This is a genomic window from Exiguobacterium sp. B2(2022) (genome assembly GCF_028823655.1).
GTDB lineage: Bacteria > Bacillota > Bacilli > Exiguobacteriales > Exiguobacteriaceae > Exiguobacterium > Exiguobacterium aestuarii_A.
The window spans coordinates 1-10,264 of the sequence record NZ_JAPEHX010000081.1; the positions used below are offsets into that span (position 1 = coordinate 1).

General features: G+C 47.4%; 14 protein-coding genes. 3 read left to right on the plus strand and 11 right to left on the minus strand.

The annotated features are described in order from the left end of the window. Positions 1–233: 233 nt before the first annotated feature. The 8 genes from ON063_RS13445 to acpS form a co-directional block, all read right to left on the minus strand. Complete coding sequence (locus ON063_RS13445; protein ID WP_274665476.1) at positions 234–2,345, minus strand: Tex family protein; 2,112 nt, start codon at positions 2,343–2,345, stop codon at positions 234–236. 69 nt (positions 2,346–2,414) lie between these two features. After that, positions 2,415–3,215 carry an RNA polymerase sigma factor SigB gene (gene sigB / locus ON063_RS13450; protein ID WP_015880560.1) on the minus strand — a complete coding sequence of 267 codons (801 nt, stop codon included), beginning with the start codon at positions 3,213–3,215 and terminating at the stop codon, positions 2,415–2,417. After that, the gene (gene rsbW, locus ON063_RS13455; protein ID WP_214785646.1) at positions 3,181–3,660 is read right to left on the minus strand and encodes an anti-sigma B factor RsbW; all 480 of its coding nucleotides are present in this window, start codon (positions 3,658–3,660) and stop codon (positions 3,181–3,183) included. Before rsbW ends, sigB begins: the two co-directional genes overlap by 35 nt. Next, a complete protein-coding gene (locus ON063_RS13460) occupies positions 3,657–3,983 on the minus strand; it encodes an STAS domain-containing protein (RefSeq protein ID WP_214696023.1) in 327 nt (108 codons plus the stop codon). The genes rsbW and ON063_RS13460 overlap by 4 nt, the downstream gene beginning before the upstream one ends. Positions 3,984–4,124: 141 nt before the next feature. After that, positions 4,125–4,475: a type II toxin-antitoxin system PemK/MazF family toxin gene (locus tag ON063_RS13465; protein WP_026824472.1), complete on the minus strand. Its 351-nt coding sequence runs from the start codon at positions 4,473–4,475 to the stop codon at positions 4,125–4,127. A gap of 5 nt (positions 4,476–4,480) precedes the next feature. Further along, positions 4,481–4,759: a hypothetical protein gene (locus tag ON063_RS13470; RefSeq protein WP_026824473.1), complete on the minus strand. Its 279-nt coding sequence runs from the start codon at positions 4,757–4,759 to the stop codon at positions 4,481–4,483. Between the two features lie 129 nt (positions 4,760–4,888). Continuing rightward, positions 4,889–5,965, minus strand: a complete 1,077-nt coding sequence (gene alr, locus ON063_RS13475) for an alanine racemase (RefSeq protein ID WP_274665477.1) — start codon at positions 5,963–5,965, stop codon at positions 4,889–4,891. Next, a complete protein-coding gene (acpS, locus tag ON063_RS13480) occupies positions 5,952–6,320 on the minus strand; it encodes a holo-ACP synthase (protein ID WP_271305978.1) in 369 nt (122 codons plus the stop codon). The genes alr and acpS overlap by 14 nt, the downstream gene beginning before the upstream one ends. 63 nt (positions 6,321–6,383) lie before the next feature. Here acpS and ON063_RS13485 point away from each other — a divergent pair, with 63 nt between their 5' ends. Continuing rightward, a complete protein-coding gene (locus tag ON063_RS13485; protein WP_224862836.1) occupies positions 6,384–7,109 on the plus strand; it encodes a rhomboid family intramembrane serine protease in 726 nt (241 codons plus the stop codon). Positions 7,110–7,139: 30 nt separating this feature from the next. On the opposite strand, the gene ON063_RS13490 is transcribed toward ON063_RS13485, so the two are convergent. The 3 genes from ON063_RS13490 to ON063_RS13500 are packed head-to-tail and all read right to left on the minus strand — an operon-like array spanning position 7,140 to position 8,241. Further along, positions 7,140–7,457, minus strand: a complete 318-nt coding sequence (locus ON063_RS13490; protein ID WP_015880545.1) for a hypothetical protein — start codon at positions 7,455–7,457, stop codon at positions 7,140–7,142. Between the two features lie 33 nt (positions 7,458–7,490). Further along, positions 7,491–7,973 carry a hypothetical protein gene (locus ON063_RS13495; protein ID WP_274665478.1) on the minus strand — a complete coding sequence of 161 codons (483 nt, stop codon included), beginning with the start codon at positions 7,971–7,973 and terminating at the stop codon, positions 7,491–7,493. Beyond that, entirely contained in the window at positions 7,966–8,241 is a 276-nt protein-coding gene (locus ON063_RS13500) for a 4a-hydroxytetrahydrobiopterin dehydratase (protein WP_015880543.1), read from the minus strand. Before ON063_RS13500 ends, ON063_RS13495 begins: the two co-directional genes overlap by 8 nt. 140 nt (positions 8,242–8,381) lie before the next feature. Here ON063_RS13500 and ON063_RS13505 point away from each other — a divergent pair, with 140 nt between their 5' ends. Together ON063_RS13505 and ON063_RS13510 are read left to right on the plus strand one after the other, a co-directional pair. After that, positions 8,382–8,915 (plus strand): cysteine hydrolase family protein, encoded by a 534-nt coding sequence (locus ON063_RS13505; protein WP_074034315.1) that lies wholly within the window; start codon positions 8,382–8,384, stop codon positions 8,913–8,915. A 22-nt stretch (positions 8,916–8,937) separates the two neighbouring features. Continuing rightward, positions 8,938–10,264: nicotinate phosphoribosyltransferase (locus ON063_RS13510; protein ID WP_274665479.1), on the plus strand; the 1,327-nt coding region annotated here is incomplete at its 3' end.

A 10,264-nucleotide genomic window follows, 5' to 3' on the forward strand; every position in this document is an offset into this window, starting at 1 on the left:
TGCTCTACCACTGAGCTATTGCGGAACGTTGCTTGAAATTATCGAAGTAACGATTTATATTGTAACCGCAAACCAGAAACCTGTCAATCACTTTCTTAGAAAAACTTTTATTTCGCATGCCGTCTCTCGGCGACTTCTATAAGATATCACGGTACAAAAAGACCGTCAACACTTTTTCTAAAAAAAATCAGGTAAAATGAAAAACATTTTACCTGATTCGAGTTTCTTCTTATTTAAGTGTTCGGTTCAAGCATCGTCAAACTAATTCGTCCCCGGTTCACATCGACCTGTTCGATCCATACCGTAACGATATCACCGACCGCCACGACATCTAACGGATGCTTCACGTAGCGATTCGATAATTTCGAAATATGGACGAGCCCGTCCTGTTTTACACCAATATCCACGAACGCACCAAAATCAATGACGTTTCGAACGGTCCCTTGGAATTCCATTCCGACTTGAAGGTCTTCAAGACTCATGACGTCCGTGCGCAGTAACGGCTTTTGAATATCTTCCCGTGGGTCACGTCCTGGTTTCGCTAACGACTTCAAGATATCCTCGACAGTTGGAACTCCCGCATCTAATCGCTCACTCAATACATTCGCATCAACTTGTTGTAACCGTTCACGCAATGCAGCTGTTCCGACCTCAGCTTTCGAGGATCCGATTTCTTTTAAGATTGATAATGCGAGGGAATAACTCTCTGGGTGAATCTCCGTCTGGTCGAGAACGTCCTTCCCATTCATAATTCGCAAGAATCCAGCCGCCTGCTCGAATGCCTTCGCTCCAAGTCTTGGCACTTTCTTAATTTCCTTTCTCGTTTCAAAGCGTCCATTCTCTTCACGATATGCCACAATATTTTTGGCAGTCGTTTTGTTCAGTCCAGATACATAAGTCAATAAAGACTCCGAGGCACGGTTCACATCGATTCCGACCATGTTAACCACGCTCTCCACGACGAATTCTAAAGATGCCTTCAGTTTATTCTGACTCACATCATGCTGATATTGCCCGACACCGACCGACTGTGGGTCGACTTTGACGAGTTCCGCCATCGCATCCTGGATTCGGCGTGCGATCGAGACAGCTGACCGTTCCTCTACTTTTAAGTCCGGAAATTCACTACGTGCCACTTCTGATGCAGAATAGACACTCGCTCCCGCTTCGTTCACAATCGCGTAAGCAATTTCACGCTCTGCTTTCTTTAACCAATCCGCAACGAATTGTTCGGTCTCCCTTGATGCCGTACCGTTTCCGACAACAATAACGGAAATTGGGTATTTTTTCGCGAGTCTCGTTAACACTTTCTCCGCTCCATCGATATCGTGCTTCGGAGCCGTCGGATAGAAGACACCGACCTCTTCGACTTTTCCGATTTCATTGACGACCGCCCATTTACATCCTGTGCGATAAGCCGGATCGATCCCTAAAACGACGACCTCGCGAAGAGGCGGTATTAAGTTTTTCGAGAACACATCGATTGCCTGCTCCTCTGCCTTGTCGGTCAATTCACCACGAATCTCTCGTTCAATGGCTGGGAAGACAGATTTTTTATAAGCCTCTGTCACAGCCGCTTCGACAACTTCACGTTTCTCTTTGGGAAGTCGCTCATATGTACGAAGCGCTTGATCCATGAAACGTGTCTCGTCAAAAATGACTTTCACTTGAAGGACATCAGTGCGCTCCCCACGGTTCAAGGCGAGTACACGGTGTGGGACAATCCCCGCAATTTTCTCTTCATATTCATAATACTGCGCAAAGATCTCTTTTTCGTCTTCCACTTGTTTTTTCTTCTTCGAACGCAACAATCCTTCTTTGCGAACACGATCACGAAGCATCTGTCTTAATTTTGCTTCTTCCCCCCATTCTTCTCCGATGATGGCATGTACGAGCGGAAGAGCTTCTTCTAGCGCTACACCCTTCGAGAGCTCTTCAACCACATCTGTTGAGTATGGAGACTTGTCTCGGAACCAGTCCGCAAGTGGCTGCAACCCTTTCTCACGTCCTTGTTCCGCTTTCGTCCGCCGTTTCGGACGATAGGGTAAGTAGATATCTTCCACTTGCTGAAGGGTTGTCGCTGCCTCTAACGCCTTCGTTAGTTCAGGTGTATTCTTTTCCAGCTCTTCTAACTTAGCAAGAACATCCGTTTTCCGTTTTTGCAGACTTTCTTCATATTGAAGGGCGTCCAAGATTGCTTTGATTTCGACTTCATCCAGGTTCCCCGTCATTTCTTTCCGGTAACGGGCCATGAACGGAATCGTCGCCCCTTCAGATGCGAGCTGTTGAACCGTCTCTACTTGGTTCACTTTCAAGTTTAACGCCTTAGCCACTTTCGTAATCACTTGAATCACTTCCTTTTATGATCTCTTCCAAAGTGTAGCAAACATTCAAACAAAAAAGCGATGACTCGATTAGTCATCGCTTGAGAATACTTCATTGAGTGGGACTTTGATGGCTTCACGCAGCTTTTCGAGTGCTCGCCGTTGCAAACGGGAGACATGCATCTGCGAGATCCCAAGAAGTTCTCCAGTCTCTTTTTGACTCATATTCTTATAGTAGGCGCATTCTAAGATGGCGCGTTCCCGTTCATTTAGGACGTTGAACGCTTTCTCTAGAATGAGACGTTGGTCGACCGATTCATATCCACGCTCTTGGCTACCGACCAAGTCGAGTAACGTGACCGTACTGCCTTCGTTATCCGCTTCGATTGAACTATCGACCGATAGCGCTTGATAACTCTTGCCCATCTCAAGCGTTTCGAGAATTTCTTCGTCTGATACGCCAAGATGATCGGCAATCTCATCGATTCGCGGAGAACGTTGCAATTCAGTCGTCAACTCTTCGACCGTCTTCTTAATTTTCGGTCCGAGCTCTTTAATCCGACGTGGAACATGGACACTCCATGTTTTATCGCGGATAAATCGCTTGATTTCACCGATGATGGTTGGGACGGCAAACGATTCGAAGCTACGACCGAATTCTGGGTCAAATCGACGGAGTGCCGCCAATAAACCAATCATCCCAACTTGCACGAGATCATCGTGAATCGCTCGTCCACGCGAAAACTTACGGGCGAGTGCTTCAACGAGGTCCGAATAGCGATTGATGAGTAGCATTTGCACTTCTTCGTTTTGATCGTCTTGTTGGTAGCGTTCAATCCACTCTAGTACCTCGTCATCACTGTGATGGCGTTGTTGAGATTTTGCTGGCACTCTGATCCACCTCGTCCCTGTTAAGGAGTTTTGTCATCGTCACTTTGACACCGTTGTCTTTATTGATCGAGACATCGTCCATTAACGCTTCGATAAGGAAGAGACCAAGTCCTCCTTCGTGGAGCGATTCAATTTCTGTCGTCTCTTCGACCGGAGCCGCTTGACGCTTCACATCATCTGCGAACGTCTTGCCTGAATCTTCAATCGTGATTTCAAGACGATCTGCATATACGCCACAAGCGAGTTTGACCTCTCCATCTTGATGCTCTTCATATGCATGCTGGACTGCGTTGCCGCATGCTTCCGAGACCGCGATTTTAATATCTTCGATCTCGTCGTACGTATATCCCATACGGTTAGCGATTCCTGAAACGACTAATCGAACCACACCGACATATTCGGGTTTGGCCGGGAACGTCATGACCGTCTGTTCAACATTGTTCATTGCGTGCCACCTCTTACGTTCGAATTAATTGAAAGAAGTTTGTGAAGACCCGTCAATTCGAATAGACGATTGACTCGCTCCGTAACCCCGACAAGTGACAACTCTTTTTCGTTACGTGTGGCGATTTTCAACGCCCCGACGAACACACCGAGACCTGTCGAGTCCATATACTCCACTTCATCTAAATGAACGACCACATCTTGTTCACTGATGGCCGGATGCAATACTTCTTTCAATTTTGGTGCAGTATATGTATCCACTTCTCCGGATACGTAAAGGTGTAATTGTTCTCCAATGACTTGCTCACGAATCGATAAATCCATCGTCTATTCCCTCCTAAATGTCCGTACAGATAAATTGAGTACGATTTACTTTAATTCCCCACTATCAAAATCTTAAACCACTTTTTTAAAAATGTTTAAAAAAAGACCGATACCTATGTACCAGTCTTGATCTATGTAAGGCTAGAGAGGGATCAATCCCATACTAATCTCTAGCGCTCGGTCAACTTTATGCATCGTCTCATCATCGAGATGAGTGACTTTATCCGTCAGACGACGCTTATCAATCGTTCGAATCTGCTCAAGTAAAATCACAGAGTCTCTCTCGAGTCCATGCTTCTCTTGATATACTTCCACATGAGTCGGCAGTTTTGCTTTCTGAATCTGAGCTGTAATCGCAGCGACAATGACGGTCGGGCTAAAGCGATTGCCGATGTCGTTCTGTACGATGAGAACGGGTCGAACGCCACCTTGCTCTGAGCCGACTACGGGCGACAGATTCGCATAAAATACGTCACCACGCTTTACGATCACTCTGCTCACACCCCACTTACTTGACGTAAGAGAGCGTGTTCGGCTTCGGCTTCAATCGTTAGCATCTCTTCTGCCATATTCAAGTTAAACGCGGCCATCTCTTGATAGCCTTTCGCCAATTCTTCACGCAGTGTTTGTTGTCGATCAGCAATTTCTTTAGACAAGTATGTCACTACATCGTTCAAGGACAGTGTTTCACGGTCTTTCATCGAAATCGGACCCCCTTGTTGCGAGAACCGATCTGGGACGGACGCTAGCGCACCCGCAGTTCGCTGCTTCAACATCTTACACCTCCAGAATCGTTTCATGGACTGGCGGAAAATCTCCCGCGTTCTTTATCAATATAACACGCGGGAATGGGAAAATATAGAGAAATCGAGAAAGAATTCAGATAATTTCACACGATTTGTGATTCACACATAGTGACGCGGTAATCGACTCGTGAACTGACAAACGATCTCATAGTTAATCGTCCCTAGATATGACGCAAGTTCATCAATGGCGACGTTTCCACCGACAAGTGTCACATCCGTACCGACCGGAAACTCTTTTGGAAGTCGGATCATGAAGCGATCCATGCAGACGCGTCCCACAATCGGACAACGAACACCATTTACCTCAACTTCAAATCCGCTCGCCTTCCGTAACCAGCCGTCCGCATATCCGACTGGGACTGTACCGATCCATTCATCGGTCGGTGTCGTATAGGTCGCTCCGTAACTGATCGTTTGACCTGCCTCGAGACGCTTCACCTGCATCAGCTGGCTCTTCAACGTAAAGGCCGGACGGAGAAACGAATAGAATGTCGCCATTTCATGTGACGGATATAAACCATAAAGCGCAATCCCGACACGGACCAGATTATAAGGAACGTCTTGTCCTGCCATTCGGATGGCCCCTGCTGAATTGGACGTATGAATATAGCGGAACCGCTCATGTAGCCCATCCATCAAGCGTTCGAAACGTTCTTGTTGTGTATAGTACAAGTCGCTATCAAGTTCATCCGCTGTCGCAAAATGGGTGTAGATGCCTTCAATGACAAATGAATCGTTCGCTTCTTCAAGCAACGCATCAAGCTGCTCTCGCGTACGAAGACCAAGACGCCCCATTCCTGTGTCGACTTTAATATGAACTGTCAACGGTTTTTCTTCTATATAAGCAGCAGCTTCTTTTAACCATTCGGCAGAAAAAACGGACAACGTGATGTCTCGTTCTGCTGCAATCCCTGCATATCGGGGAAATTGCGCCTCCATGACTAAAATCGGTGCCTCGATCCCTGCATCCCGAAGTTCGATTGCTTCTTCTAATAAAGCGACCCCAAGCATCGTCGCTCCGTTCTGAAGGGCAATATTCGCTACTTCAACAGCCCCATGACCGTAGGCATTCGCTTTGACGACCGCCATGATGTCTTGCGGGATACGTTGTGTTAACTCTTGTATGTTATGGGCGATGGCCGCCCGATCAATCTCGATTCGACTAGGACGAAACATGTTGCCCCTCCTCTTCTAAGATGACTTGTGCGACGGCATATGCACTGCTATGACTGATGCTGACATGAATTCGTCCCGAAAACGGCGCAGTCATGACAGGTCGACCTGTCTCATCCGGTAAAATTTCAATGTGGCGCCACGATAGACCGTGCGCGATTCCGGTTCCGATTGCCTTGGCATAAGCTTCTTTTGCGGCAAAACGACCCGAAACAAACTCGATTTGACGTGGCAGTGGGTATTGTTGAACAAACTCATACTCTGCATCGGTGAGCAGGCGCTTTAAAAAACGCGGTTGTTTCATCGAGCGAGCCATCCGATCAAGCTCGACGATATCGACTCCGATTCCTACAATCACAGGACACTCGCTCCTTTCCTTTTTTCCCTGTTTCCCTATACAATTGGAGAAAGAGGTGATGTTATGTTTAGTCGTACGGAAAATGTACAAACGTTTGTACGGGCATATCCACTCGTAACGCTGTTCATTGTAATCCAACTCCTTGTTTTTGTCATCGATTCTTTCGCTCCTGGTTTACGAATCGTGTCAACAGGCGGGTCGTTTCATTTGGCACTCGCCGACGGGCAATGGTATCGCTTGGTGACGGCCAACTTTATTCATTTGAGTCTCGGCCACTTACTATTTAATTCGTTTGCGCTGATCATCTTCGGACCAGCGATGGAACGTATGGTCGGGCATGTGAAGTTTGCCCTATTTTATGTATTCGCCGGAGCACTTGCCAACTTGTTCACCTACTTCACCGTCAGTAACTTGTTTTATCTACAAGCTGGTGCGTCAGGTGCCATCTTGGCCATTCTCGGATTCTATGTGTACATCGGCCGCTTCCGCCGCACGTTGATGCTTAGCCAAGATGCCCGCTTGGTCTATATCTTCGTCGCCATCAGTGCCGTCTTTACACTCATCGGTTCGAACGTTTCGCTTTGGGGCCACGTGTATGGCTTTTTGGCAGGATTTTTACTTGCCATTCCACTCTCCCGGTATGCCGTTCCGTATACACGCCCGATGCGCTACGGGAAGTATAAGCAACGTTCGTACGCGCCCCCAATTATTCATTCCGGGGACGGAAAATGGTTCTTCTACATTATTATTGGACTGGCAGTTTTCGGCTTATTGGCGCAGTTCCTATAAGTAAGGAAACAAAAAACGGCCGTCGTTTGATTAGATTTGATTTTTATGACGAGCCTCTTGAAGCGCATCGACTAAATCCTTCACGTCTTCGACGAGGTTTTGAATCGTATCTTGGTTTTCTTCGTAGAGCGATTTCCATTCCATGACTCGGTCTTTCAAGTTGCCTTTCGATGACGCTTGAAGACCGACTGCATGTGCTTCAGTCGACGTGTTCGATGACTTCAACTTCGACTTGATGCCTTTCAATTGTCTCACTTGTTGATCGCGTGTTTCGCTATGGAGAAGTGATGCCGCTGCGCCGATTACTGCGCCCGCAGCCATCCCCAACCAGAAATAATTCTTGTTCATAAAAATCCTCCCCTAACATGACGTTATCTTTTATTATAGATTATCTGACTCGGTGACGACATAGTGTTTTATAACAGGACCTGCACCGCGCTGTTCGACCGCCCGTTTCAAACGATCTTCAAGCACCGCGTAGTCCGCTGTGTCTCGGAAGTGTTTCCCTCCAGATGTAAATTGAATGAATACGACCGCATGATTGTCGTCCGGGTCGACACCTAGACGATACGCCGAAAACCCATCATGCCCGACCCCGAGCGGCGCCTTTTCTGTCAACAATTGATGAAACAGGAGCGAACGGGCATTTTCATCCGTCGGCACGTTCGCATATAAAATATTTCCTTTTTTGACGAATTCGCCAGATGCCTCTTCAATCTCAAACACTTTTCCACTCTTGAACGGAGATTTTCCTCCTTCTGCAAGTAGAATCGTTTCATGTCCATTTGCCGCGACCACTCCCGGCTCTTTCCGGAGACGCTCGGCCACACTACCTGACGCGAAGGTCATATACAGTTTAGACAAGCTCCTCACACCCTTTCGCGAGTGTGATGTCTTTCTCCGTGATACCCCCTTCGTCATGGGTCGATACGGTCAATGTTACGTTCCGATACTCGATCAAGATATTCGGATGATGATCGAGCGATTCAGCCAAATCCGCGACGAGATGAACGAACTGGATGGCTTCTGGGAACGTCTCAAGCCGATATGTCTTCTGAATCTCCCCGTTCACTTCTTCCCAACCGTTTAACCGTGACAGTTCATCTGTCAATTCACTTTGTGATAATACCATCGTCACAATCCCCTTTCCCTATACAGTCTACTGTCTTAATCTACCCAAACCGGAGAAAAATAATCTTCCGCGCATGATGTATAATGATTTAGAATGAGATGGATAGCCATCATTTTGATTACGAGAGAGGAGCATCTCCCATGCGCGCATTGATTGTTATAGATTATACATTTGATTTTATCGCAGACAGTGGTCGTTTGACTTGTGGGAAACCCGGGCAAGAGATTGAAGAACGGATTGTCGAGTTAATCAAAACGTTCTCGACCGAGGATTATGTTGTCATCGCGAACGATGTCCATGATGCAGGCGACACGTTCCATCCTGAAACGACGTTGTTCCCACCTCACAATATTCGTGGGACGGAAGGTCGTGAATTGTATGGTGCGGTGAAAGAAGCATCCAAAACAGCGGACCATTGGATTGACAAGACACGATACAGTGCGTTTGCTGGAACAGACCTTGACCTTCGTCTTCGGGAACGTGGGATTACAGAAGTTCATCTTGTCGGTGTCTGCACAGACATTTGTGTGCTCCATACAGCCGTAGATGCCTACAATCTCGGTTATCAAATCGTCGTCCACGCCGATGCCGTCCAAAGCTTCAACCCGGTCGGTCATGAATGGGCGCTCGAACATTTCGTCACGACTCTCGGTGCGACCGTCGTCGGAAAGTGACGTAAAACAGAAAGGAAAACTTATGTTACATCGCAATTTAGCACTTCACACAGACCTTTACCTCCCTCGCTGGATGTATATCTACTGGAAGCAAGGTCGCCATAACGAAAAGGTCGTCTTTGACCTGTATTACCGTTCGAACCCGTTCAGCGGTGGTTATGTCGTATTCGCAGGACTCGAAAACATTGTCCACTACTTGGAGAACGTCTCGTTCACAGAAGAAGACATCGCTTATTTAAAAGCGCAGCTCGGTTTCGAAGACGAGTTCGAAGATGTGTTACGAAACTTTAAGTTCACTGGTTCACTATATAGTGTCCGTGAAGGAGAGGTCATCTTCCCACACGAGCAAGTCGTCCGAATCGAATCGACCATCTTTGAAGCAAAACTGTTCCAAACGGCGCTACTCAATATCGCGAACCACGAATCACTCATCGCGACGAAGTATGCCCGGATTCGTCAGGCCGCTCCGAACGAGACACTTCTCGAAGGTGGAGCGCGTCGCGCCCAAGGGGTCGATGCCGCCTATTACGGGACACGCGCCGCTTATATCGCTGGCTTTGACGTGACGAGTCTCGTGTCTGCCGGACGTGATTTCGACGTGCCGACAGGAGGGACGATGGAACATGCGGACATTCAGTTCCATGATGATGAGTTGAGTGCATTCCGTTCGTTTGCAGAGATGTATCCAGACAACACAAGTCTCCTGATTGATACGTATGACACACTCAAATCCGGTCTTCCGAACGCGATTACGGTCGCAAAAGAACTCGAGGCGAAAGGACACCGCCTCAAGTCTGTACGACTCGATTCAGGTGACCTCGCTTATCTGTCAAAACGTGCTCGGAAAGCGTTGAATGAAGCCGGTCTCGACTATGTCAAAATCGTCGTATCTGGTGATTTAGATGAATACGTCATTCAAGACTTACGCATGCAAGGTGCAGAAGCCGATACATTCCTCGTCGGGACGCGCGGTATCACGGCTTACGAACAACCTGCGCTTGGCATGGTCTATAAATTGGTCGCCCGTGAGGATGAATCCGGAGAATTAAAACCGGTCATCAAAGTATCTTCTTCTAAAGTGAAGACGACGACACCTCACAAGAAAGAGTTGTACCGCATCATCGACAAGGAAACGAAAAAGTTCAAAGGGGACTATATCGCCCTTGCCGACGAACCCGTCGAATCGTATAGTGAAATCGACCTGATTGACGTCCGCGACCCTGCCTTCAAAATCAAGACACGCAACTTTAACGTCAAACGGTTGTTACAACCGATTTTCCTCGATGGGAAACGTGTATACGACCTTCCAAGCACGACCGAGATTCGCGCTTATCATCACGAGCAAATGA

What these genes read in the sequence shown, in the direction of transcription:
- ON063_RS13485 (WP_224862836.1), top strand. Translation starts at nt 6,384, where the DNA reads ATGTTTAGTCGTACGGAAAATGTACAAACGTTTGTACGGGCATATCCA.
- ON063_RS13500 (WP_015880543.1), bottom strand. Translation starts at nt 8,241, where the DNA reads ATGGTATTATCACAAAGTGAATTGACAGATGAACTGTCACGGTTAAAC.
- ON063_RS13490 (WP_015880545.1), bottom strand. Translation starts at nt 7,457, where the DNA reads ATGAACAAGAATTATTTCTGGTTGGGGATGGCTGCGGGCGCAGTAATC.
- ON063_RS13505 (WP_074034315.1), top strand. Translation starts at nt 8,382, where the DNA reads ATGCGCGCATTGATTGTTATAGATTATACATTTGATTTTATCGCAGAC.
- ON063_RS13470 (WP_026824473.1), bottom strand. Translation starts at nt 4,759, where the DNA reads ATGTTGAAGCAGCGAACTGCGGGTGCGCTAGCGTCCGTCCCAGATCGG.
- ON063_RS13460 (WP_214696023.1), bottom strand. Translation starts at nt 3,983, where the DNA reads ATGGATTTATCGATTCGTGAGCAAGTCATTGGAGAACAATTACACCTT.
- alr (WP_274665477.1), bottom strand. Translation starts at nt 5,965, where the DNA reads ATGTTTCGTCCTAGTCGAATCGAGATTGATCGGGCGGCCATCGCCCAT.
- rsbW (WP_214785646.1), bottom strand. Translation starts at nt 3,660, where the DNA reads ATGAACAATGTTGAACAGACGGTCATGACGTTCCCGGCCAAACCCGAA.